At 47.3% G+C, this 24,507-nt stretch carries 19 protein-coding genes; 7 read left to right on the top strand and 12 right to left on the bottom strand.

What is annotated here, in order from left to right:
- Positions 1 to 89: 89 nt before the first annotated feature.
- Both guaA and guaB read right to left on the bottom strand, forming a co-directional pair.
- Complete coding sequence (gene guaA, locus ACFPK9_RS11695; RefSeq protein ID WP_377096632.1) at positions 90 to 1,604, bottom strand: glutamine-hydrolyzing GMP synthase; 1,515 nt, start codon at positions 1,602 to 1,604, stop codon at positions 90 to 92.
- A gap of 136 nt (positions 1,605 to 1,740) precedes the next feature.
- The gene (guaB, locus tag ACFPK9_RS11690) at positions 1,741 to 3,192 is read right to left on the bottom strand and encodes an IMP dehydrogenase (protein WP_377095079.1); all 1,452 of its coding nucleotides are present in this window, start codon (positions 3,190 to 3,192) and stop codon (positions 1,741 to 1,743) included.
- Positions 3,193 to 3,683: 491 nt separating this feature from the next.
- Here guaB and aroE point away from each other — a divergent pair, with 491 nt between their 5' ends.
- Positions 3,684 to 4,577, top strand: a complete 894-nt coding sequence (aroE, locus tag ACFPK9_RS11685) for a shikimate dehydrogenase (RefSeq protein WP_377095078.1) — start codon at positions 3,684 to 3,686, stop codon at positions 4,575 to 4,577.
- 9 nt (positions 4,578 to 4,586) lie between these two features.
- On the opposite strand, the gene ACFPK9_RS11680 is transcribed toward aroE, so the two are convergent.
- Together ACFPK9_RS11680 and mtnP are read right to left on the bottom strand one after the other, a co-directional pair.
- Positions 4,587 to 5,693: a hypothetical protein gene (locus ACFPK9_RS11680; protein ID WP_377095077.1), complete on the bottom strand. Its 1,107-nt coding sequence runs from the start codon at positions 5,691 to 5,693 to the stop codon at positions 4,587 to 4,589.
- A gap of 68 nt (positions 5,694 to 5,761) precedes the next feature.
- On the bottom strand, positions 5,762 to 6,622 hold the full coding sequence (mtnP, locus tag ACFPK9_RS11675) for an S-methyl-5'-thioadenosine phosphorylase (RefSeq protein WP_377095076.1): 861 nt from the start codon (positions 6,620 to 6,622) through the stop codon (positions 5,762 to 5,764).
- A gap of 210 nt (positions 6,623 to 6,832) precedes the next feature.
- Here mtnP and ACFPK9_RS11670 point away from each other — a divergent pair, with 210 nt between their 5' ends.
- Positions 6,833 to 7,618, top strand: coding sequence for a L,D-transpeptidase family protein (locus tag ACFPK9_RS11670; RefSeq protein ID WP_377095075.1), 786 nt, complete (start codon positions 6,833 to 6,835; stop codon positions 7,616 to 7,618).
- A 52-nt stretch (positions 7,619 to 7,670) separates the two neighbouring features.
- Complete coding sequence (gene lipB, locus ACFPK9_RS11665; RefSeq protein WP_377095074.1) at positions 7,671 to 8,306, top strand: lipoyl(octanoyl) transferase LipB; 636 nt, start codon at positions 7,671 to 7,673, stop codon at positions 8,304 to 8,306.
- Between the two features lie 48 nt (positions 8,307 to 8,354).
- Here lipB and ACFPK9_RS11660 read toward each other — a convergent pair whose 3' ends face one another.
- From ACFPK9_RS11660 to ACFPK9_RS11645, 4 genes are all read right to left on the bottom strand, one after another.
- Positions 8,355 to 9,077, bottom strand: coding sequence for a metallophosphoesterase family protein (locus tag ACFPK9_RS11660; RefSeq protein WP_377095073.1), 723 nt, complete (start codon positions 9,075 to 9,077; stop codon positions 8,355 to 8,357).
- Positions 9,078 to 9,207: 130 nt separating this feature from the next.
- A complete protein-coding gene (locus tag ACFPK9_RS11655) occupies positions 9,208 to 10,116 on the bottom strand; it encodes a hypothetical protein (protein WP_377095072.1) in 909 nt (302 codons plus the stop codon).
- Positions 10,116 to 11,024, bottom strand: a complete 909-nt coding sequence (locus tag ACFPK9_RS11650) for an ABC transporter permease (protein ID WP_377095071.1) — start codon at positions 11,022 to 11,024, stop codon at positions 10,116 to 10,118. The genes ACFPK9_RS11655 and ACFPK9_RS11650 overlap by 1 nt, the downstream gene beginning before the upstream one ends.
- Positions 11,025 to 11,882 (bottom strand): ABC transporter ATP-binding protein, encoded by an 858-nt coding sequence (locus ACFPK9_RS11645; RefSeq protein ID WP_377095070.1) that lies wholly within the window; start codon positions 11,880 to 11,882, stop codon positions 11,025 to 11,027. It lies immediately after the preceding gene.
- A 188-nt stretch (positions 11,883 to 12,070) separates the two neighbouring features.
- Here ACFPK9_RS11645 and ACFPK9_RS11640 point away from each other — a divergent pair, with 188 nt between their 5' ends.
- On the top strand, positions 12,071 to 13,189 hold the full coding sequence (locus tag ACFPK9_RS11640) for a phosphoserine transaminase (RefSeq protein WP_377095069.1): 1,119 nt from the start codon (positions 12,071 to 12,073) through the stop codon (positions 13,187 to 13,189).
- 205 nt (positions 13,190 to 13,394) lie between these two features.
- Here ACFPK9_RS11640 and ACFPK9_RS11635 read toward each other — a convergent pair whose 3' ends face one another.
- Positions 13,395 to 14,054, bottom strand: coding sequence for a response regulator (locus tag ACFPK9_RS11635; protein WP_377095068.1), 660 nt, complete (start codon positions 14,052 to 14,054; stop codon positions 13,395 to 13,397).
- A gap of 7 nt (positions 14,055 to 14,061) precedes the next feature.
- Entirely contained in the window at positions 14,062 to 16,026 is a 1,965-nt protein-coding gene (locus tag ACFPK9_RS11630; protein WP_377095067.1) for a sensor histidine kinase, read from the bottom strand.
- Between the two features lie 603 nt (positions 16,027 to 16,629).
- On the opposite strand from ACFPK9_RS11630, the gene ACFPK9_RS11625 reads away from it, so the two are divergent.
- The 3 genes from ACFPK9_RS11625 (at position 16,630) to ACFPK9_RS11615 (ending at position 22,987) form a co-directional block, all read left to right on the top strand.
- Positions 16,630 to 19,479, top strand: coding sequence for a LamG domain-containing protein (locus ACFPK9_RS11625; protein ID WP_377095066.1), 2,850 nt, complete (start codon positions 16,630 to 16,632; stop codon positions 19,477 to 19,479).
- Positions 19,480 to 19,707: 228 nt separating this feature from the next.
- The gene (locus ACFPK9_RS11620) at positions 19,708 to 22,191 is read left to right on the top strand and encodes a sulfatase family protein (RefSeq protein WP_377095065.1); all 2,484 of its coding nucleotides are present in this window, start codon (positions 19,708 to 19,710) and stop codon (positions 22,189 to 22,191) included.
- Between the two features lie 139 nt (positions 22,192 to 22,330).
- Positions 22,331 to 22,987, top strand: a complete 657-nt coding sequence (locus tag ACFPK9_RS11615; protein ID WP_377095064.1) for a PEP-CTERM sorting domain-containing protein — start codon at positions 22,331 to 22,333, stop codon at positions 22,985 to 22,987.
- 217 nt (positions 22,988 to 23,204) lie between these two features.
- Here ACFPK9_RS11615 and panB read toward each other — a convergent pair whose 3' ends face one another.
- Together panB and folK are read right to left on the bottom strand one after the other, a co-directional pair.
- A complete protein-coding gene (gene panB / locus ACFPK9_RS11610) occupies positions 23,205 to 23,966 on the bottom strand; it encodes a 3-methyl-2-oxobutanoate hydroxymethyltransferase (RefSeq protein WP_377095063.1) in 762 nt (253 codons plus the stop codon).
- A 14-nt stretch (positions 23,967 to 23,980) separates the two neighbouring features.
- The gene (gene folK, locus ACFPK9_RS11605; protein ID WP_377095062.1) at positions 23,981 to 24,490 is read right to left on the bottom strand and encodes a 2-amino-4-hydroxy-6-hydroxymethyldihydropteridine diphosphokinase; all 510 of its coding nucleotides are present in this window, start codon (positions 24,488 to 24,490) and stop codon (positions 23,981 to 23,983) included.
- Between the last annotated feature and the right edge of the window lie 17 nt (positions 24,491 to 24,507).

Genomic DNA, 24,507 nt, shown 5'->3' with positions numbered 1-24,507 from the left:
GTATCAAGACTCTCAAAAACTAAAAAGCAGCCGAGTTACCCCAGCTGCTTTTTTTAATTTCAATTCTTAGATCAGAAACCTTAAATCCCCTATTCCCACTCGATCGATGCCGGTGGCTTCGAGGAAATGTCATAGAGTACGCGGTTGATGCCCGCCACTTCATTAAGAATGCGGCTCGACACTTTACGCAACAATGAAGCCGGGAGGTCGACCCAGTCCGCAGTCATAGCGTCTTCAGAAATCACGGCACGGAGGTTTGTTGCAAATTCGTAAGAACGCTCGTCACCTTTCACACCCACAGTCTTCACCGGAATCAGTCCAGCATATGCCTGCCAAGTTTTTTGGTACCAGCCACTCTCCTTAAGTTCCGTGATAAAGATGTGATCGCAGTCGCGAATAATATCGAGACGTTCCTTAGTCACCACACCCGGACAACGCACTGCGAGCCCTGGTCCTGGGAACGGGTGACGGTCGAGGATATCTTGCTCGATTCCCATATTCGCACCGAGTTCGCGCACCTCGTCTTTGAAGAGTTCAGCAAGTGGCTCCAGCACTTTACCTTCCTTCTGCATTTCAAGGATACGGTCCACACGGTTGTGGTGCGTCTTGATCGTAGAAGCTTTTGAGTTTTCGTTAGAAGCGGACTCAATAACATCTGGGTAGAGCGTGCCCTGAGCAAGCATCTCAGCATTCCCAACAGCATCCCAGAACACATCGATAAACATGTTACCGATGATCTTGCGCTTCTTCTCAGGATCGCCTTCACCAGCCAATGCATTAAGGAAACGTTCAGACGCATCAACAACCTCAATCGGCACCCCCATGCGCTTAAAGTTTCGCTCGACTTCTTCAGTCTCATTCTTGCGCATCAAGCCTTGATCCACATAAATCGCTTTCACATTCACCCCAGCTTCGTGCAAAAGCACTGCCAGAACTGTAGAGTCCACACCTCCTGAAACACCACAAACCACCTGCTTATCACCGACCTTTTCACGAATTTCATCGATAAGCTCTTGCTTGAAATCTTCAATATGGAATGGCGCGAGCTCACCTGCGTGCTCGAGGAAATTTCTGAGAATTTGCGTCCCCTCGTGGGAATGCGTCACCTCTGGATGAAATTGAATTCCGAAAAATGTTTCACCCCATTGCAGCGAAACAGGAGTCCCGTGCTGATTCTTGGCAATCACCTTGCAGTTCTCACCTAGCGTATTGACCGTGTCTGAGTGACTCATCCAAACCTGAGATTCCTTGGAAACCCCAGCGTAAAGCCCAGTAGACTCGACAGGGTAAAGCCCAGCTTGACCGTATTCGCGATGATTCGATTTCTGTACACAGCCACCAAACTTAATGTTTAAAATCTGCATTCCATAGCACACACCGAGCACTGGCACGTCATAGCCCTTGAGCATTTCAAAATCAATATCCGGAGCGTCTACGTCGCTCGTGCTCTTCGGCCCACCAGACAAAATAATTGCCCCAGGCTTACCAATCGCATCGAGGTGTTCAGGCAAATAGAGTTTTGCAAAATAACCGAGTTCGCGCACGCGGCGCACAATCAGCTGAGTGTATTGGGAGCCGAAATCGAGAACGGCAACATGATTGATTTCTTCCATTGGATAAATGAGTTAATTCTGAAAAGTGAGCTATTCGCTCTTAGAAAATTTTTAGCAAAGCCACGCAGTCTTTCCGTTTTGAGTCTTATGTAGCTAAAACATAACACCTAAAACAACGGCGAAGACCTTAAGCAAGCGGCTGATAATTCGTAGGTTCCTCAGTAATGGTAATGTCATGAGCGTGAGACTCACGGAGACCACCTGCAGTGATTTGCGTAAATGCTGCGCGCTCGCGAAGTGTCGGAAGATCCTGTGCACCTACGTAACCAAGCCCTGAGCGAAGTCCGCCCATCAGCTGGAATACCACATCAGCCACGGGACCTTTGTATGGTACACGACCTTCTACACCCTCAGCCACCATTTTGCCTGAAGCATTCTGACTGTAACGATCCTTAGAACCTTTACGCATTGCACCTAGTGACCCCATACCACGATAGGTCTTAAAGCGGCGCCCTTGGAAATGTACTGTCTGGCCTGGAGACTCACGCGTACCAGCCAGCAGCGAACCGAGCATCACTAAGTCAGCACCAGCTGCCATCGCCTTCACAATATCGCCAGAGTAGCGGATACCGCCATCGGCAATCACCGCCACGCCACGCTCGCGACAAACGGAAGCAACATTTTGAATCGCAGTGAACTGAGGCATCCCCACACCTGCTACCACACGGGTGGTACAGATAGAACCAGGACCAACACCCACTTTCACCGCAGAAACGCCTGCGTCACAGAGGTCAGTCGCACCTTGAGCAGTCACCACATTACCAGCAACCACAGGAACACCGAGTGTCTTAAGATTTTTAATCACGTCGATCACCACCTTCGTGTGACCAGTGGCAGCATCAATAAAAAGTGCATCCACACCAGCCGCGACCAAAGCCTCAGCGCGCTTCATGTGATCCGGTCCAGGACCCACAGCTGCACCACAGCGAAGCTGACCATTCTCATCCTTCGCAGAATGCGTGAATGTCATGCGCTTCTCGATGTCTGCACCAGTGATCAAACCAGCGAGCTTACCGTATCCATCGATCAGCGGAAGCTTCTCAATACGGTTTTCATAAAGAATCCGACGCGCTTCCTCGATGCAAGTATCCGCTGGAGCCACCACTAGGCGCTCGATCGGAGTCATCACATCTTTGACAATGCGATTCTTGTTCTCCACATAGCCGATATCACGACCAGTCACCATGCCTTCGAGCGTATTGTCGGCATCGACCACTGGGAAGCCTGAGAACCCTTCCTGGGAAATGATCTCACGCACATCCGCCAGCGACATGTCTTTACTCACTGTTACCGGATCGTGAATCACAGCATTCTCCGAGCGCTTCACCTTAGCCACCATTGCCGCTTGTTCAGCAATCGTATTATTGCGGTGAATCACCCCAATACCACCCTCGCGTGCGAGAGCAATAGCGAGCTCAGCTTCTGAAACTGAGTCCATCGCTGCGGAAACTACAGGAACGTTGAGACCAATGTCCTTGGTCAACCACGAGGAAATGTCCGTCTCGTTTGGAATTACAGCACTGTGCTGCGGTACGAGAAGAACGTCGTCAAAAGAAAGTCCGAGAGAAATCTCTGCCATGCACGACACAAGGGACTTTTTTACTAACTTGCAAGTCCAAATCCACCAAGAGTCATTTTTACCCATTTCCCAGTCGATGCAATCAAGAGGACGGCTAAACAAATTGCCTCACATTTGCCGCAAAACAAAAAACTCCTTCTTGATTTTATCATCAGTGCCCAAAAACTAACCAGTCCTAACTTTTCTCCTATCATGCTCGCTATCTATTAAACAAACCTCACCAGAGCTAACCAAGACGCAGTCATTCTCAAACAAATCAGAATGGGACACTACACCGCAATTTAAGAATGGATTCAAAAAGCATCAAAGTCCGTCGACCTCAGCATTCAGCTCATCGAGCACAAGTTCATTCACATCTATCGACACCCGCAGTTTCATCCCTCAGAAGAATTCAGCAACTGGCTCAGAATAGACAAAAAACAACTGTCTAACCACCAGTTTCTATGCTCAATAACTAGTCAACTTCTGACTTCCAAACTACCATCCTTCTAGTGAAACACGTCTACACACTTTCCGAACTCCGCGATCCTTCTTTTGTCGCTGAAATGCCTAAGGCGAAACTCGCCGTCATTGGCTACCCGATCAAGCACTCGGCCTCACCACAGATGCACCAAGCCGCGCTTGATGAAGCAGGAATCGACCTCCAATACATCCGCGTCGAAGTCGAACCTGGCAAAGTGAATGAATGCTTCAGCGAAATGGAACGCCTCGGATTCGTCGGCTGCAACGTCACCGTCCCGCACAAACTCGAAGCGATGGAACTCTGCGACGAAGTCACTGACGACGCCCAAGCTCTCGCAGCCACCAACACTATCCATTTTAAAGACGGCAAAAGATACGGCCATAACACCGACGGACCAGGACTCGCACAAGCAATCCTCGAGGATTTTGGAAAATCGCTCACCGAACTCCGCGTCCTCATCCTCGGTGCTGGTGGCGGAGCCGGTCGCGCCATCGCCACCCAGTGCGCCCGCGAGGGCTCATCACGCATTTATCTCTCAAATCGCACAGTGGAAAAACTCGAGCCCATCGCCAAAAGCCTCACCGACGACTACGGCGCAAAACTCGTCTATACACTTTCTAACGATGACGAAGCCCTCACCATCGCCGCGGACAGAGTCGACCTCATCATCAACTCCACCTCACTTGGACTCAAAGAAGACGACCCATTGCCAATCCCTGCTTCAGCATTAAAAAGCACACATCGCGTCTACGATGCCATCTATAACCCAGCGGTCACCCCACTTCTAGCAGAAGCTAACAAGATTGGAGCCACGACATCGAATGGTCTCTCCATGCTACTCCACCAAGGCGCCATTTCCTTCGCATTCTGGCTCGGTCAAAAACCAAGTATCGACGCCATGCGTAAAGGACTCGGTAAGTAAACCGCGAACTTAGTCCTCCGCTTTCACTGGATCGTATTCCATCCAGTGAAAAGCCTTCACCTCATCAAGTTGAAGCTCACGCTCGCCGTCCTCTCCTGCTTTGTATGAAAGAGCTGCTTTCACACGAATCAAACCTGTACTATCTTTCTTCCTGATCACCCTTTTCTGATCATCCTCGCTAGCCACATCTATAGCGTCAAAGGCCTCTTTGAGCTTTAGGTAGCTAGGGTGCTCAGAACTCACTGTAACCTGAGGAGACTCTTGGTAACGGACTCCTGCTACAACCTTAGGCTGATAGAAAATTAACTTTAGCTCTCCTTCATCTTGCGAGCTATATCGCCGTCTTACATACAGCTTAAACGTCCAACTTCCCTGGGTCGGTGCACCAAACAAAAACTCCGTCCAGTCAGCATCCTGATAACGCACATGTTGCTCCCAATCGAGTTTCCAGCCGTCTCCCTTATTCCAAAATACTAATTCGTAGGGCTTCTGCTGCGCATCCTCGGCTAACAGTTCTATACGAGGAAATTCCCCATCATCCTTATAGGCAACGCCCAATTTCGTCATCCCTCCCCTTAACTCCTGCTCAACCGTTTGTTCGTAATAATACTGCATTTTGAGCAACTTACTCACCCCATCAACCACATACTCAGATCGCTGATTAAAATCATCTGTACTGATAAACCCTTTGTAAGCAACTAAGCTTTTCTTATAGGCATCGGCAGTTTTCTCACGGAGCTCACGCGCTGAATCCATCTGATTCTCTTTTGCTTCGCCGGAATCACCACGTGTATTCTGGAAATAAATGGTCCCCCCTGCCACAGCTATCAACAAAAAAAGCCAGGAGGCAACGGCGAAGCGTACTTGTCGCTTGCGTCGAACCATTTTCATCGACACGAAATCTGCAATATCCTTTCCTGGAACCCCGTGGTTGCCATCCCTGTCCACTGCCGCCGTAATATCCGCGACCGAAGCATATGTCGCGTCATGCTGTGGCGATTTCCCACAAAGAGAACACAAACTAGGTTTCCCAACGCCGAGAGGGGCTGAAAACACGGCATTGCAACGCACGCAATGAAATTGCCCTTCTCGAATCGATGTCTTTTCCGTCGCCATATTCAAAGTAAAGTATGACACATCAGCGAATTCCCCACGTGATAGCAAGAGGGAAGTTTAACCGAGCTCTAAACAAATCTCGAAATCACTGGTCCTAACTTTTCTACAGTAGCTTCTGGCCAGTATTCCTTTGGCGTAATAATCGCATTCTCCAACGCACGGTGCTCCACCCATTCGGCATCCACCGGAATCGCCGCTACCGCTCGCTTCAAGACGCGTTGTGCGAGTTCAGCATTTGCCGTCAAATGCCCAATCACCGTTTGCACATTCACCGCTTCTTCCTCCTCATGCCAGCAATCGTAATCCGTCACCATCGCCATCGTCGCCAATGCCATTTCAGCCTCACGCGCTAACTTAGCCTCAGCCACATTAGTCATCCCAATCACATCAAAGCCAAGCTGCCGATTCGCCATACTCTCCGCTTTCGTTGAAAATGCTGGACCGTCCATATTCACGTAAGTTCCACCATCATGCACTGTCGCGCCCTCAGCCTTAGTCGATGCTAATAAAATCTCTCTCAACTCTGCACTCACCGGCTCTGCAAAACCAATGTGAGCTGCAATTCCTTCACCGAAAAATGTATGCTCAGCCCTCCGGCTCGTGCGATCAAAATACTGATCAGGAAGCACCACATGCCGCGGCGCATACTCTTCCTTCAAACTCCCCACCGCTGCCACACAGAGCACGAATCGAACACCCAAGCTCTTCAGAGCCCAAAAGTTTGCCCGATGATTAATCTCTTGAGGCAAAAGCCGATGTCCGCGACCATGACGCGGCAGAAACCAAACCTGTTTGCCGGCAATCTCACCACCAATCAAAACATCAGAAGGATCTCCAAATGGAGTCTCCACCACCCGCTCTTCAGTCTGAGTAAATCCCTCCATCGCATAAAGCCCACTGCCTCCAATAATTCCAATCGCCTGATTCATGCGCGCAGCCTCGCACAACACCTCAACCCCACACAAGCCCAGAGTAGACAACAATCATTAGACTTCCCTCGCCATTCAAACCGTGGAAAGTCACATCGCCAAAATCTGGTAATCCCCCCATCGCGACCACGCCCTTCAAACCCCGACATCCTACCTGCAGACCTTCGACACTACGAGCCCCTACTAACCTTCTCAGCCATTTCACACAAAATGCCCTCCAAAGCCTCCATACTCCGCATCTCTGGCATCGCCACTATTTGTATTCTTTGTTACGTCGTGATCATCAATATCACTAACGCCAAACAAAGCCCCATAAGCCAACTCAGCCCAGAAGAATACGCCGACGGTGAAAAGCGTGCCGCAGAAGCAGCCAAGCGTGTCCAGCCACAGCTTACCCGCGACCTCGAAGCTAAGGGGCTCAAGCTCGGCTCACCCGTCTTTATTCGCATTTTTAAACAAAGCCGTGAACTCGAAGTCTGGATCGAAAACCCCGAAACCAAAAAATTCACACACTTCCGCAACTACCCCATTGCCGCCATGTCTGGCGACCTCGGCCCCAAACTAGCCGAAGGCGACCGCCAAGCCCCAGAAGGATTCTATGCTGTCAGCCGCCGGCTCATGCACCCACGCAGCCTCTACCACCTCGCCTTCAACATCGGCTACCCCAACCGATACGATCGCGACCACCACCGAACCGGTTCCGCCATCATGGTTCACGGCAATCGAGCTTCCATCGGCTGCTACGCCATGACCGATGAAAAAATCGAGGAAATCTACACCCTTTGCGATGCAGCCCTAAAAAATGGCCAAGCCTTTTTCCGCATCCACAGCTACCCCTTCCCGCTCACCGAAGGAAAGCTCCAACAACACGCAGACCACCAATGTCACAGCTTCTGGAAAGAACTACAACCCGGCTTCCAACATTTCGAAACCCATAACCGCCCACCCAACGTCCTCATGGAAAATGGAAACTATGCTTTCGAGCTAGATTCCTAATTCAAACACACTTCACACTTCACACTTTCCCCTCATCACTTATGACTTCCGCATGCAGCTCGTAGATCAATGGCTCGGTTCGAATATCGATTATTCAAGCGCCCTCGAGACCCAAGAAGCCAAACTTCTTGAAGTCCTCGAAGGCCAATCCCCGAACACCTTTTTCCAGCTCGAGCACGCCCCGATCTACACCATCGGCCGCACACGCGACCAATCCTCTCTGCGCAATCCCGAACTCCTCCCCCACCCAGTAGTAGAAATCAATCGCGGCGGCCAAGCGACCTATCACGGCCCTGGCCAACTCGTCGGTTACCCCATCGTCGACCTCCGCCCACTAGGCAAGGATCTTCACACCTACATCCGCGCTATTGAACAAGCCCTCATCGACACCTGCCAAGAATTCGGCATCGATGCCCACCGCCGTGATGGCCTCACTGGCGTCTGGGTAGACAATCGCAAACTCGCTTCTATCGGAGTCGGCGTGCGCAAATGGATCGGCATGCACGGCTTCGCCATCAACATCACCAAGGAAAGCCTCCGCGGCTTCCTCTCCATCACCCCCTGCGGACTCGATGGTGTAAAAATCACCTGCGTCGCCCACGAAGCTAAACGCGACATCACCGTCCAAGCGTTCGCCAACAAGGTCTCCGTCAACATGCTCAACCGACTTTCTGAGCTCGAGCAATAAAAAAGCCGAACCTCTATGGCTCGGCTTCAATGTGAGTAACAGAAACAACTAACGTCCAGTCGCAAGACGGTCTGCTAAGATCTTAGGCAGCCCCGCATCGAGAATCTTCTTCTGGGTCGTTTCAATGTCGTACTCAAGACGACGGAAAGTTACGATTTTGCTATCAGTATCATAAATACAATAGGAAGCTCTCCAGTCTCCGTCACGCGGCTGCCCCACTGAACCAGCATTGATAAAATACTTCATCCCCGGCTCGATAGCCACGGACTCTGGATCTACTTCTTGCACGCGAGTGCCGCGCACAAATACACGAGGCACGTGCGTGTGTCCGTGGAAACAAACTTGGGTAAACTGATAGGAAAAGTTAGACATCGCGTCGAACTTGTTCGTCACGTAGTTCCACACATTTGGCTGGTCGAGCGTAGAGTGAACAATTGTAAAATCTTCAACTTGGCGAACCATGCGCATACGCGCAAGCCATTCACGTTGCTCAGCAGTCAACTGGTCACGTGTCCACTGAAGTGCTTCCGCTGCAGTTGGATTCATCATTTCAAGAGAATGCTCACCACCTGCATCTTCATCATGATTCCCTTTCACTACCGGACATCCCATTTCTTGAACTTTTTCGAGACACTTCACTGGATCAGCGTTGTACCCGACAACGTCTCCAAGGCACACGTAACTGTCACAGCCCTGCTCATCTGCATCGGCCAGGACAGTCTCAAGGGCCTCCCAGTTTGCGTGAATATCTCCGAATAAAGCTATTTTCATATAGAAATTGGTGGTTTAACCAGAGGGGAATTCTGGATAAAGAAGCAATGCACATAGACGATGTTAAGGAAAAGAAAAAAATGCAATTCTCTCAGTATGTACGAGAAAAATTTCTGATCCGGCAGCGCTTTTATTGATTGCTATTTGCTAAATACTCCAACCTTTCTAGCAATTCTTTCACGCCATACATTGGTTTATAAGGATCCTCGACCGCATAGTAATTTTTTAATAGCGCCAGCGCTGTCTCACGATCGCCATATAAATCCTCAAAACTCAAAGGGTCAACCACTTCAACCCTTGGATGCATCTGTAAGGCACACAAACCATTTAACAAAGATGGCACCCTATTCTGAGGATTTTTAAAAAGCTCTCGCCCCAACTCATATGCCTCATCTACTCGCTCAGGCACACGTAACAGTGCATAAAATAAATTCCTCAGTACGCTCTCTCTTCTAGTTTCAGGCAAATCAATCTCAGAGAGTGTCTGCTCTAAGGTTTCAGCCACTTTCTCGTAATCTGGCTCCACAGTCGGCCGAGACCACATTCTCGCCTTCGCCATCCTTAACTCGTAACTCTCTGGATTCGCTCTAATTCCTCTGTCTAAAAAATTCTCCCCTTTACGCGTGTACTCTTCTGCCAATTTCATCCGCTTCAATGGTGCCAAATCCCTGTTCTCACGACTCGCACTCGCCGCATTATACGCCATGTGCCAACTACCTAAATCCCAGTAATACGCATTATAAGGGTCCAGCAATACAATGCTTTCAAACGAATCCTCCAGCCCACTCCAATCACTCCGACTGAGCTCCCCTGATGTTCTAAGAGCGTACAAAGCTGCTAAAGTAGGTCGCAAACTCCCAAACGACGCAATAAACCCCTTCTGACTCAAACTCGCACGAGCCTCCATATCAAAGGCGGGTGATAAAACCTGCCGATCCTGTAGTTCCTTACTGAGCGATTGCTCAAAAGGCATCCGCAATGCGCCAAACAAGGCTAACACCCCAAATACCACCACACTCTTGAACAAAGTCTGATTCACTACAACTCCTTTCGGCGAAAGACAAACCACGACAACACAATGTACACTGCAGAGTACAAACAGCCAACCAACGTGACTCGTCCGACTTCTCCCACTCTCAGCTGTTGTCCATTGATCACTCCCTCCTCAATACCTAACAACTTAAAATCAGGAAACAACAGAGCCACCCATCTCGAAGCCTCTAACATCATTGAGCTTCTACCTAATTCCTGCTGTTGGAAAAAATATTCACGAGCTTCCGCCTGAATCAAGCCCACCAGCACCACAACCACTGTGATCACAATAGTAAAAATGGTCGATGTCGAAAAGGTCGAAACCAACAAGGCCACTGCAGCCACCACCATCGCCTTCAAAAAAACAGCGAGAACTCCAGCCTGAAAACTCCAGGTCACCCCCTGCTCACTAATCTTCATCACTTGCACATCGATCACCTCTGCTGGCACTTTCTGTGCCTGCATCGCCATGCGAAGCTCCGCTATCGTCCCATTCACCTCATTGACCAAAATAAGCGAAAACAAAGCATCCATCACTAATAACCCCAGCCCCACTAGTGCCATCACTCCCAACCATTTCCCAATCAAATAATCTAAGCGAGGGACCGGTTTACACAAAATCGTATACAAGGTCCTATCCTCTAAGTCCTTCGGAATTAACAGAGCTGTGGCCGATAGTGCCAAGATCACCGAAAACATGTTCATCGCAAAAAATCCAGCTCCCTTGATCACCCGTAAATTCTGTTCCACTCCATCGACAGCGCCAAGTTCGCGCATATCGACAAACTGCAAACCTAACAAAATTAACACAAAAACCACCAGAAAGTAGAACACCTTCATCCGCACCAGCTGAGTGAAAGTATGACTCGCAATCACCCCAATTCTAGCAGCAGATATAAAACCAATATTCTTCATCTAACGCGCCTCCTCTCCTACTTGTTTCGCAATATCGATAAACAAATTCTCAAGACTCTTATGCGGTGCACCAGACGCCACAACAGCTCCGCCCTTACTCTCTACCAGCTCTTCAATCTCATCTAACACTGACCTTCCCACACCCTCGATCACTACCTCCTTACGATTCTGAACCGATGTTAATTCTTCTATCGTTCCCTCTCGCACCATCTTCCCATTAAAAATAATTCCCACTCTATCGCAAACCTCCTGCACTTGCTCTAACAAATGAGAGCACAAAAACACCGTAGTCCCTTGTTGCTTTAGTCGAAAAATTAAATCCCGAATCTGCCGCGACCCCACAGGATCAACCCCAGCAGTTGGCTCATCTAACACAACCAATTGTGGTTTCTGAATCAATGCCTGTGCCAACCCCACGCGCTGCAGCATCCCTTTCGAATAACCACCCAAACGCCTCTTCCGTGCGTTCTCTAAAGACACTAGCTCCAACAACTCGTCAATCCGCCCCCTCAGTTCCTTCCCACGCATACCACAGAGCTTCCCATAAAACTTGAGAGTCTCTTCTGCGGTCTGGTGTTTATAAAAATACGGATTCTCAGGCAGAAACCCCACGAACTGTCGCGCATCCACTTTCATCGAATCACAGCCAAACACTTTACACACACCGCTCGTCGGTTCCTGCAATCCCAGCAAGGCCTTCATCGTAGTGGATTTCCCTGAACCATTCGGTCCAATCAAGCCATACACCTGCCCTTGCTCGATCTCCAAACTCACCTCATCGACTGCACGAAATGTCTTCCGCCGAAAAGACGAAGAAAAAGTCTTTACCAGATCTACGATCTCTACTGCCGCTGCCATGAATCAAAACAATACGACTAACAACACGCATGACAACCCAAATGAAAACATCTCATAAAACAAACACTCGCAGCAGGTGACTGGCAGCAATATGACACTCTTGCCTTTAGACCTACTCAACACCCCGCTTGACTCCACCACCCCTCGAATGTAGCACTTGAGCACACTATTTCTGACTTCTTATTCTCATGTCAAAGCCAACTACCAAACCAGCCCGTCCATTCTTCTCTTCAGGTCCATGCGCGAAGCGACCTGGCTACGATGTTGCCAACCTCAACCAAGATTGTCTCGGACGCTCACACCGCTCTGCAATTGGCAAAAAAGTACTCCAAGAGGCTATCGACAAGAGCAAGACAATCCTCGGCATTCCAGATGACTATCTCGTGGGCATCGTCCCAGCATCTGACACTGGTGCCGTCGAAATGATTTTATGGCACGCTCTCGGTGCACGCGACGTCGATGTTTGCCACTGGGAATCATTCGGTAAAGGCTGGCTCACAGATGTGACTAAGCAGCTCAAGCTCGAAAACGTCAACGAAATCACTGCTGACTACGGCGTCCTACCAGACCTCACTCAGGTCAACCCAGCCAACGATGTCGTTTTCACATGGAATGGAACCACCTCTGGCGTACGCGTTCCAAATGCAGATTGGATCAGTGACGAGCGCGAAGGCCTCACCATTTGCGACGCCACTTCAGCAGCATTTGCAATGGATCTTCCATGGGAGAAGCTCGATGTCACCACCTACTCATGGCAAAAAGTTCTCGGTGGTGAAGGTGCACACGGAATGGTCGTTCTCAGCCCTCGTGCAGTCGAGCGCCTACAGACCTACAAGCCAGAACGCCCACTACCGAAAATTTTCCGTCTCACCAAAGGTGACGAAATCATCGAAGGCATCTTCAAAGGCGCCACGATCAATACACCATCCATGCTCGCAGTAGCGGATTACATCGATGCCCTCAACTGGGTCGAATCTATCGGCGGACTCAAAACAATGATTGACCGCGCATCTGCCAACGCAGCCGTGATCGAGAAATTCGTCGCTGAACGCGACTGGGTCAATAACCTAGCTATCGATCCAGCTACAGCTTCCACCACTTCCGTCTGCCTCACTCTCGACCTTGCAGCCGACCAAGTAAAATCTATGGTTAAACTTCTCGAAGCTGAAGACGCTGCCTACGACATTGGCGCCTACCGCGATGCCCCAGCAGGCCTCAGAATCTGGTGTGGTGGCACTGTTGATAGCACAGACCTCGAAGCCTTAATCCCATGGCTCGACTGGGCCTACGCAGAAGTCAAAGGCTAGCCCCCCTCATCAAACTCGCCGGTAATGGTTGTCTCGCGCAAGCGCTACGCCCCTTACCACTTTGAATTGCGCGTTAAAATCTACGTGTACTCAAACATTTTCAAACTCTGGCCTCTGGTCAGAGTTTTTTCTATAAAGGTGTCACCGTTCTTATTTCAGCCTTTCTGAGTATCAGATCCAAAACGTCAAAACACCTCCATATATTTTATTTCTTACGGAAAAACTTAAGCTGATGAGCTTTGTTAACAGCAGCTGCGGCATTGACCACCTGTAGCTTATCATAGATACGGCGTATATATGTCGCGACAGTACTATAGCTTATGCCAAGCTGATCGCTGATCTCTTTTTTAACAAGACCTTCAGCTAAAAGGCTAAGAATTTCCATTTCACGACCGGAAAGGTTTTTCTCTATTTGAATCACTGGTGATTCACTCTTCAACTGGTTTGCAAGAAAATGCGCAATACGCCAATCAAGGGAGGCTCCACCCTGCATCACTGTTAAGATAGCTTCCTTTAATTGATTAACAGAAGTCGACTTAGTGAGATAACCATCCGCCCCCTGTTGGATCGCAAGGAGAACATCGCTTTCTTTAAGAGATTGTGTCAAAATGATGATTTTACTCCCAGCAGCCCTCTTCTTGATCAAAGGGAGAGCTTCTTGTCCACTCATCTGAGGTAAGTTGAGATCGAGTAGAAAAAGGTCGATGGTCTGAGAAGGGTTATTTTCAAGGTGGCGTAATGCGTATTCAGCCGTGCCAAACTGCTCAATTAGGTCGATATCGGGGTCCTCTTGTAAGGCAAGTTCAACCACTTTCCGGTATTCCTTGTTGTCCTCTATGAGTAACACTTGGGTGGGTTTTGGCATAATTAGATTAATAGTAAAGGGTGAGTGAAATATGCGTTCCGTTGGGTGATAATTTGCTACTAGTTATTTTACCACCTAAAAGAAGGGCTCGACGTTTTAGGGAAGCAGGCAAACCTCCATCTACTCCTAAGCCGTTATCTTCTACAGTAAGCTGGAGTTGGGATCGGGAGGCTGTGAGATGTGTGCGGATTTTAGTGGCTTTAGCATGCCTAAGAATGTTGGTGAGCGCTTCTTTGTAAAAAAGAAACACGCCTATTCGTGCACGAGGTTTTAACCGGGTAAGATGCTCTTCACCTTCGAAGATTAACTCTGAATCCGTATCGGCGAGGAGGCGGGTCGAAAGCCGTTTCATCTCTTCCACGACGTCTTGATAGAGATGCTCGGCTTCAATCATATTGGTGCAGTAGCGAGTGGCCGCTATTGATTGATTAGATAAATGAGTAATTCGAGAAATAACATCTTGTAGCTTCGTATTATTAGTTGCTTCTTCTCTCGCTAAATTTCCTAACATACCAATGGCGTGAAGATTCGCACCAAGTTCATCGTGAAGATTCGCAGCGATACGTATGCGGGTCTGCGCGATAGCTCGCTTACGATTATACCAAAGAATAGCGACGATAATTATCGTAACTACAACAAAGCTGAAGAGTGACTTTTTTAAAAGTTCATGGTTACGTTTTTGACTGTCGTACCGTTGATTGAGCTCTGTTTGGATGAGAGACTTCATTCTCTCAAGATCATGGCGCATAGCAAGTTGATTAAGCCATTCCCGTATTGGCTGAATATTACCAAAATGGTTACGTCCGTCGGTCAGAGATTCTATTTTACCATGCCTAAGTCCCTTTTCTAGATTTTCAGTAAAACTCTTTCCTCGAATAACATTATCCCCTTTGGAAAATAACTCAACTTCAGTAAAACCAACGCAACGCATCACCCCTGAAGCCTCTGGTGCTTGGTAAGGTTGAATAATACGTATGCGCAGATAACGGCACAGAGTTTCAGTAAAAGGAATAATAATAATGGGGCCTGTGGCATAAATATTTTTCCGGTTATACTTCGCAAGGGCTGCTACATTAGAAAAATCAGCATCCGTTGCACCCTCCACCACCATTTCAAGAGGTATTGCGTAATCTCCGTGCTGAAGACGAGGAATAGTCTCAACAATGTCGCAGCTATGGAAATGGATACGATTGACTGGTAAGGTTTCCTTAAGATCAAGAGTAAGTGAATACGAGAATTTCTTATTTAAAAAGGCAACATAGGCTGAGCTTTTTTTCCCTTGAGCGGCATCCATCAGATAAGGTGTATGCCCATCCACAACCGAAACTTTTGGCGACCCAGTACGAACAATCGTCCTTTGAGAGGAGGATACAGTTACTTTCTGATGAAGCGCGATATTCTCTTCCCCACGCATCACCATGACTTCTGAAAAACCCATGGCATATTTCCCCTCGATGCCACTTAGAGATAATTTACTACATTGAATACGAATCCATGAAGCCGATCGGCCTTCTGTAGGAATAATCAAGGGAGCTATGCGTGGTAAGACCTTATCCGCTTCTGTAAAAGAGGCGATGACTGTCCCCTCTGTTTTTTTCCCATTACCTATCACAACATCAAACTCAGAAGGGAACCCAATAGATTGAACCTTTTCTTGAGGATCCCGCCACAGCATTGGTATCAATATGATTTGATCTATAGGCTGCTCTGCACTCCATTCGATCTGTACCCATTCATCACTCTGCGGATCTTTCCGAGCCTTCGATTGCCAACCATAATTGCCTACCCCATTGCGAAGAGTCATCTCAGCTAGCTCCCCCAGCTCTAAATTGATCGCTTTAAGTCGTTCTTCTAAACGCACAAGGGGCCAATGCTTGACATCCAACGCCTTAACTTCTGAAGCCTCCCCCAATTCAAGCACTCCTGTACTGAAGACAAGGAGCAAGAAATATTTGATCAGTTTTTTAAGCACTTTGATACGTAATTAATCATATTATTCATATAACAACGTTATACACAATGTTAGATCATTGCAGAAATGCACTACAGTGAATAAATGAGATAAAATAAAGTTAAGACTATAGCTGTCGAGACATTTCCAACCAGTAATTTAAAGAATACGCGTGTCCACAGATTGAGTGACTACCCAATCAATTACAATTGATAGTATAAGACTCACCCCCAATATACACCCCTTCAAAAAACCTGAATCATTAACCATAATATAAACTAATACACACTTCGTATTGTATGCACGTTAACTGTGATCCTAGCCAGTTAGAACAGATAACGTGAACTAACTACTTCCCTGAGGAGTTCACAACACAAACTCTAGTACAACCTGCTAATAGAGGTAGAGGCTCATGACTCGTTAACTAGGAAGTAAAAAACTCAACCCAATCACATCAAAAAATTTATAGAACTACATTAAGCGTCACCCCCCTAACAACATGACGCCTCTATTTTAATATTCACAACTGTGACATTTCCCCTGCTAAAACGAAACCTCAATTGATTCATTTAACCCCTCAATTGATTCATAATGAGTACATTAAAAAAACCACTCGAAAAAAAAATGCATACTCCATTATCAAAAAAAGCAACTACCAACCAAAGGGCGATTACACTTCTAATTACCACCTTGATTTCTGCATCCAGTTTTACTGCACATGCACAAAACCCAGGAGACCGAGCTCAGAAATACAGAGGAACGTGGTGGGGGAACATCCATCCCTCATTACTGGACGATAGACTACTAAGCCTAAAGACAATAGATGGTTGGGGAATAAATTTCACCAGTGGAGCGAGCGCATCAGCTAATCACTTTGCTCCCGTTCCATTGCTCAGTGGCTTAGCAGGATATAGTGATTGTTTCCCTGCTACTAACGATAATACCATGCAAGGTTACATCGATAAAATACGAGGTGCAGGCTGTATGGTAAGGGCTTACACGAACTGTGAAAACTTTCTAGGAACCAACGGAACTCAGCACGAAGCATTTGTAGCAAGTTGGAAAAATTGGTGTGATACCAACGCGACAGCTCAGGCTTTTATTAACAGCCAATCTTACCATACCAAGGACGGGTATCCAGATCGTCCATACTTGTTTTGTTATGCTGAGTTCATTTTGAAACATTATTCTCTGACCTATGGTCATAAAATCGACACTTGGGTATTTGATGATGCGCAGGGCTCAATGGCAGCCCAGGGAGATAATCCCACAAGTGGTAATGAAGATGATCAGAGACTCTATTTGGCATTTGCAGATGCGGCTCGTGCGGGTAACGATGATATTGCGGTAGCGTTCAATAATGGTCGAAGCACTGTTAATTACGACAGCTTTCCTTACGCTCATGCGGTTCGTGGAGATGATTTCACCTTTGGACATGCTTTTGGAGGAAATACGGATCACGCGAGTAAAGAGAATGGCGCATTTTACAGAAATTACCAACACATAACTCGTATGACGGAAACTAACGGTTACGTTCATGCCGGTGGTGCATGGTCTTGGGATGACAATATTGTAGGACATTTTATGACTAAATTATCAACCACAGCTTGGGATTATGGACCAGTTCCAGCGTGGGAACAGGATGATTTAAATCAATGGCATGAGGAAGCCCTCTTGGCAGGTGGAATGACAGTCTGGGGAGGCTCATTTAATAGGACTGTAACGACTGTCTATCCTTGGGTGTATGATCAGTTAGAAGCTGTAGATAATTACTTATTTGAGAATGGAATTTCGATTAACTCTTTCACTCCTGATCCTGATAAAGTGTACCACATTGAGAATCCGACGCATGGATTCCGCATCGCCGCCGACGGGAATAGTGAAACCCCTTATACCACCTCTCTTGGCGTGAACAATGACGACACACGTTGGAAATTTGTTCCTCAAGGAAATGGCTACTACCATATCCAGCGTGCCGCAGGGGGAGTAAAGCCACGCCTTCGCACCGATAACACGTCTAGTCCAGACATGCAGGCAACCTCAAGCTCAGGAGTCTACACTTACTATTCAATAATGACTAGTAGTCACGCAGGAGGCACTTATTACTTAACGCTCCCAGATGGGCCTGCGGATTATCAGCGCATGGGTGTGCATTCTGACGGAAGCATGGACTTCGACACGATCTCCAACGTAGGTGAAAATTTCTCTCTACGCATCGTGGAGGCTGACGAAAAAGTGAACCCAGTTGCTCGATGGAACTTCGATGAAGAAACTGGGAACATTGTGAATGATATCACAGACAATGGACATGATGCTACGGTTTCTGACGGAACATGGGGTGATGGAACGCTCGATTTCAATGGTACCAGCAGCACCGTGCAACTACCTAACAGTGTCTTCTCCGGAATCAGTGATGAGATCTCGGTTGCCATGTGGATCTATGGAGACACGAACCAGCCACGCAGAGACTCGATTTTCTATGCTACTAACGCCTCTGGGCAACGTGTACTCAATATCCACCTCCCGTGGAATAACTCACAAGTATACTGGGATGCTGGAAGAGATGCGTCAGGAAGCGTTGATCGAATCAACCTCACCGCAAATGCAACCACCTTCAAAGAACAGTGGAATCATTGGGTATTCACGAAAAATGCCACCACAGGAACAATGGCCATCTATGTGAATGGAGCTCTTTTCCATCAAGGGGCTGGATTTACCACTCCCATCCAAGGCATCACCAATGCGTCTATTGGCTCAGCGATAAACTCACTCTTCTATGATGGAGCGATCGATGACGTCGCCCTGTATGACACTGCATTAACCGCAACCGAAGTGACCAACCTTTACAATGAAGGCTTTTTTAACCCACTTGCGGTGTGGAACTTCAATGAGGAAGCTGGCACCCTTGCCGAAGACAGCTCAGGTAATGGCTACAACGGCATTGTCACCAATGGAACATGGGAGACTGGAGCACTAAGCTTCAATGGCACTGACACAAAGGTCTCCATTCCTGCCAATTTGTTCAGCGAAATTACTCATGAGATCAGTATTTCGATGTGGATTGATGGTGATGACACCCAAGCGAGAAAAGATTCTATCTTCTCGGCCTTCAATAGTGCCGGTAACCGCGTCTTCAATATTCACCTTCCCTGGTCTGACTCACAAGTCTACTGGGATGCTGGTGTAGGAGACCGCATTAACGCAACTGCCGACGCTTCCTCCTTCAAAAACGGGCTAAACCATTGGGTGTTCACCAAAAATGCAATCACTGGCGAAATGGCAATCTACCTTAACGGATCACTCTTCCAAAGTGGCACTGGCAATACATCCGCCATGAGTGGGGTCATCAGTGCATTCATCGGTTCCGAAAATGGGAGTTCATTCTATGCCGGAGCGATCGACAAACTATCGATCTACAACATTGCCTTAGACGCTCAAACTATCAGTGAGCTATTTCATATTGAGAACCAATAGTCTCCAGCATTCTACTCAATCAAAAGCCCTTATCTTGTCTTTAAATCAAAGTAAGGGCTTCCCACTCCCATTCGCCACCCGCTGTAAAACCTTTCGTTCCTTTTGGCAAACAGCACCTTTAACGAGTAATGCATATAATTAAATTTCAAATTATTACAAAAAAATAAGAGGTATCCTAAGAGCCATTACATCAGCTCCATTAAACGATATCAAATTCCCAAAAAAACTATGAAAATGACTACCTCACTCCTAGGGTTTTCCCTAGTCAGCATGCTCGCACAGCCTTGCCTAGCTCAGAATGACAAACCTAACATCATCATCATTTATGCTGATGACTTAGGCTATGGTGATATTGGTTGCTATGGGGCAGACCCCAATATTATTCAAACGCCTCGCATTGACAGTCTCGCTACTGACGGGAGGAAATTCACCGACGGTCATTCTCCTTCAGCAGTTTGTACTCCCTCGCGATATTCCTTCCTCACAGGGATTTACCCGTTTCGTGACAATATTTACACCCCGATTTTCTTGCGAAATCGTCTGATTATCCCTGAAGACACGACCACTCTTGCCGATGTTTTCCAGCAAGACGGTTACAGCACAGGGATCATTGGTAAATGGCATCTTGGCTTTCAAAATTCTAATCCAGTCGATTGGAATGCTGAACTCAAGCCGGGCCCCTTGGAACTGGGATTCGACTACTACTATGGAGTTCCTGTCGTAAACAGTAATCCTCCGTTCGTTTATGTCGAAAACCACCATGTGGTAGGGCATGTCTACGATCCAAACTCTCCCGATTACGACCCCTTCGATTACAGCCAAGGTGCCGGGAGCCAAGGTTATACTCAGCATCCCATTCATGAGAAGAATAAGGTCGATGACATCGGAGGCGCACAGGCAGCCCATGCTCTTTACCGAGACTATGAAGTAGGCCTCCACCTCGCGGACAAGACCATTGAATGGATCGATCAGAATAAAGACGACCCCTTCTTCCTCATTCTCTCGACTACACATATTCATCACCCTTTCACACCCGCACCTCAATTCCAGGGCACAAGCGGTGCAGGCCTCTATGGTGATTTTCTACATGAGTTAGACCATATTGTAGGAATGATTTTAGATAAGCTGGAGGCAGAAGGGCTTGATGATAATACTATAGTCATCTTCACCGCTGATAATGGGGGGATGGGCAACGAAACCGCTCGGACGGACGCCTTTGCCAATGGGCACAGTATTAATGGGGATTTACTAGGCTTTAAGAGTGACGGTTGGGAGGGCGGTCACCGCGTTCCTTTTATCGTTAAATGGCCTAATAAAGTTCCTGCGGGCACGGTCTCTGACCAGCTTATTAGTGCCGTGGATTTCATTCCTACTCTTGCAGCTCTCTCCGATATCGATGTCTCCGGCATCGAGATCATCGATGGGGTTGATATGTCCGAAGCTTTTACTGGTAACCCTACCAGTCAAATTCGAGACCACCTTATTGCAACTCCGCTTAGGAGTAATTTATTGACCATACGCCAAGGAGACTGGGCCTATCTGAGTGGGCAAGGTTCTGGAGGCTGGAACGGCGGAGTCACTTCTCATACGATGTCTGGTCCTCGCTCCACCAACTTCACTGGAGATATTAATTCCGATATTATCAATGGCTCTGTTTCGGCAAGCGCCCCCCCCGCTCAGCTCTATGATTTGAGTAACGATCTATCCCAAACAACAAATTTATACAATAGTGAATCAGCCAAAGTCTCGGAGCTATCATCTCTATTGGAATCTATCGTAAATCTAGAGCATCTCCGGGCTGAAATTCAATGGTCTGTTTCTCCAATTTCGACCAGTGAATTAGATGTAAATAATGCAGGTGATACCGTCATAGCGATTAATAATTCAAGCAACTCATTTGCTGCTATGAACCCAACTATTCTAGTTAACGACGTGGAATTTACTTCGAGTGGAGACGATTTATCTTCAGATTTCTCTGGAGATGGCTGGACGCCAAGTGACGTAGATGCTAACTATGATCTTTTACTCTCTAGTGTAGACTTCAAGAACTCTGGAACAGATTTCGAAAATGTAATTACCTTTGAAAATCTCAAGGTAGGGCGACCTTATCTTGTACAAGTCTGGTATGCAGCTAGTGCGCAGCCTCGAACCATGACCCTTGATAGTTTTGACTCCGATGGGTCAGGTAACCCTGTCTTAAATGGCTTAACGTATGCGACCGGAACTTTTATAGCGAGATATAATACACAAAGTATTGCAATGGCTGCGAGTAGCAGCGGGCCTCGCCTTACCGCATATCAACTCAGAGACTTAGGGGCTATCTACGATACCTGGATTGCAAACCAGCCAATCCCAACAACTACAGATAAAGATGCGGATGAAGATCAAGATAACATCCCAAATGTAATGGAGTTTGTATTGAATGGTGATCCAAATTCTCATGACACAATTATTCTTCCACAAGTAACATTAGAGTCTGATGGCAGTCGCACCTACCACTTCGTAAGGAGAATAGACTCTACGCTAGCTACCTCTCAAGTTATCGAATACAGCTCAGATCTAGAGTCTTGGTCGGAACTAGCTGAAAGTGAAATACCTAATGATATATCTGTGAACCCCGTAAGCAACAATCCAGAATTAGAAGAAGTATCTGTCAATCTACATAATTTAGAACTAGAAGGTAAGGTTTTCCTTAGATTACGAGTAAATTAAAAAAACAAATAATTATACCATCCGTATAAATGTCAACAGTTCTGGCGACTATACATTCAATTCTACAAAGTTATATAAATGCGTCACCCGAAAATTTTAAAAACCAATTTTTAAGGGGTAATTGAACTTAATAAAAAGTATGAAAAAAATAAAAAGTATTGCTGCTATAACTATACTAGCAGCTGGAGCTACCCAAGCTGCTACTATCACTTGGACTGGTTTCAAAACTACAGGAGATCCAACCGATGTTTTGAACGCAGGTACTACAGTTGAGGCATTTAACGCTACTAATGACACAGGTAATGTTACAGTCAATGGCGTAACATTCACCAATACAGATACTTTGCTAAGTAACGGTGCTGGCCCATTCTTCACCGATTTCACTAGTTCCGATCCAGGGTATCAAGCACTTCTCGAAACTACCGATTTTGCTCCTAATACTGGCGCTACTTTTACACGCAGTTTCTCTGGATTAACTACAGGGCAAGAATACGCCATTCAGTATTGGTTTGTTGCTAATAATGTAACCACACGTACAATGACAGTCACAGCAAGCGGAACCAGCACTACAGGCAGTGGTGATCTCATTTTAAATGCTAATGGGAATGGTACTGATCTCAACTCTGCTATCGGAACCTTCACTGCCGATGCTGCAACGCAGGATTTCACAATCATCTCAAGTGCAAATGGTGTCCGCATCACCGCATTACAACTTCGCGCTGTTCCTGAACCGAGCTCAGCAGCTCTTCTCAGCATTGGCGGACTTTCTCTTATTATGCGCCGCGCAAAAAAATAGAAAGCGAATCTGAAAGCGAATATTATGTGTTAAGCGATGGCTTCCGAGCCATCGTTTTTTTTTGAGCTGGCCTGACCCCGTAGAACTGCACAGCTCTACGGGGTCAGGCCAATTTGAGCTACTACTCCCAAAATAGCAAAAATGGCACCACCGATTAAAACAAGTGCGATCAATTAAGCTTCACCTTTTAATCTTCTCCCCATTTCAACAAATACAATTACACCTGCCCCTTATACCACTCCACAGCCTGCGTGATCGCGCCGGAAATATCAGTCTGCGGCTTTGCAAAAGGTGGAACAAACCACGGGTAACCACCAACTAAGTCAGTGATCACCGCCACCTCTCCATCACAAGTTTTCTCACCACAGCCAATCCCAATAGTAGGAACAGATAACTCACCTGTCAGACGCTCAGCCGTCACAGCGACTACACTCTCTAAAACGATCGCGAAAACTCCCGCATCTTCTAAAGCATGGCACCCCTCAAGAATAGCTTCAAATTCCTCCTCCGACTTCCCCTTTTTTTTATAGCCACCCTCCTCTAATACGCGCTGCGGTAGCATACCCATATGACCAAACACGGGAATCCCCGCATCCACAATAAGCTTCACCTTTTCAGCCTGGCGCACTCCACCTTCCAGCTTCACTGCATCAGCACCCGCAGCTACTAACAACTTGGCATTCTCCAACGCCTGCTCAGGAGTATCATAAGAATGGATCGGCAAATCACCCACCACCAGCGCGTTCTGGTTGCCTCTAGCCACCGCCGCCACATGGTGCAGCATATGATCCATCGTTACGTGCGTCGTGTCTGGATAACCCAAAACCACCATTCCAAGGGAATCACCAACCAATAGTACATCCACCCCTGCCTCGTCTAACAAACGAGCTGTGGGATAGTCATAAGCAGTAAGGCAGGAAATGCGTTTCCTGTTTTTTCGAGCTCGTAGAGCCTCAGCTTTCTCTTGGCTTGGATTCATAATCTACAAAAAAGTTACCACACTGACTGCACCAATGTCAGCGGTGGTTCATCGGAATCGAGATGCTCATAGTGCTCCGAAATAGTAACAGTGTCACCAGGTAATATCAAATGTGGCCGGATATCATTCAACGGCTGCAACACAAAACGCCGCTCTAAAATGCGTGGATGCGGAATCGTCAAAATCTCTTCTTTAATCACCCCACTTCCAAAATACAAAATATCTACATCGATCACCCGAGGTGCATTATACGCATGCACCGCCTCTCGCCCCATGTGAAATTCCACCCCTTGAGTCATTCGCAGTAGATCATAGGGCTCCCCAATGTAATCAATTTCGATGACCGTATTATAAAAATCCGGGTCATCGCTGGCGCAATCCACTGGCTGGCTTTGATAGATCGGAGCCTGCAGATAGAGCGACTCAGGATCGACTATACCGCGCAGCATGTTGCGCGCCACCTTGATGTTATTGAGGCGATTCCCTAGGTTTGAACCCAGTGCTAAACCAACGCGTAAAGCCATCGCCCCATCACATTTTA

This window comes from Rubritalea spongiae (genome assembly GCF_042652385.1).
Lineage (GTDB): Bacteria > Verrucomicrobiota > Verrucomicrobiia > Verrucomicrobiales > Akkermansiaceae > Rubritalea > Rubritalea spongiae.
Note: the sequence above shows the minus strand (reverse complement) of the source record. Positions and strands in the feature narration are given on the sequence as shown.

Excerpts from the sequence above, each read along its gene's own strand:
- guaB (WP_377095079.1), bottom strand. The coding sequence starts at position 3,192 with ATGGCAGAGATTTCTCTCGGACTTTCTTTTGACGACGTTCTTCTCGTA.
- ACFPK9_RS11680 (WP_377095077.1), bottom strand. The coding sequence starts at position 5,693 with ATGGCGACGGAAAAGACATCGATTCGAGAAGGGCAATTTCATTGCGTG.
- mtnP (WP_377095076.1), bottom strand. The coding sequence starts at position 6,622 with ATGAATCAGGCGATTGGAATTATTGGAGGCAGTGGGCTTTATGCGATG.
- ACFPK9_RS11670 (WP_377095075.1), top strand. The coding sequence starts at position 6,833 with ATGCCCTCCAAAGCCTCCATACTCCGCATCTCTGGCATCGCCACTATT.
- lipB (WP_377095074.1), top strand. The coding sequence starts at position 7,671 with ATGCAGCTCGTAGATCAATGGCTCGGTTCGAATATCGATTATTCAAGC.
- ACFPK9_RS11660 (WP_377095073.1), bottom strand. The coding sequence starts at position 9,077 with ATGAAAATAGCTTTATTCGGAGATATTCACGCAAACTGGGAGGCCCTT.
- ACFPK9_RS11650 (WP_377095071.1), bottom strand. The coding sequence starts at position 11,024 with ATGAAGAATATTGGTTTTATATCTGCTGCTAGAATTGGGGTGATTGCG.
- ACFPK9_RS11645 (WP_377095070.1), bottom strand. The coding sequence starts at position 11,882 with ATGGCAGCGGCAGTAGAGATCGTAGATCTGGTAAAGACTTTTTCTTCG.
- ACFPK9_RS11640 (WP_377095069.1), top strand. The coding sequence starts at position 12,071 with ATGTCAAAGCCAACTACCAAACCAGCCCGTCCATTCTTCTCTTCAGGT.
- ACFPK9_RS11635 (WP_377095068.1), bottom strand. The coding sequence starts at position 14,054 with ATGCCAAAACCCACCCAAGTGTTACTCATAGAGGACAACAAGGAATAC.
- ACFPK9_RS11625 (WP_377095066.1), top strand. The coding sequence starts at position 16,630 with ATGCATACTCCATTATCAAAAAAAGCAACTACCAACCAAAGGGCGATT.
- ACFPK9_RS11620 (WP_377095065.1), top strand. The coding sequence starts at position 19,708 with ATGAAAATGACTACCTCACTCCTAGGGTTTTCCCTAGTCAGCATGCTC.
- ACFPK9_RS11615 (WP_377095064.1), top strand. The coding sequence starts at position 22,331 with ATGAAAAAAATAAAAAGTATTGCTGCTATAACTATACTAGCAGCTGGA.
- panB (WP_377095063.1), bottom strand. The coding sequence starts at position 23,966 with ATGAATCCAAGCCAAGAGAAAGCTGAGGCTCTACGAGCTCGAAAAAAC.
- folK (WP_377095062.1), bottom strand. The coding sequence starts at position 24,490 with ATGGCTTTACGCGTTGGTTTAGCACTGGGTTCAAACCTAGGGAATCGC.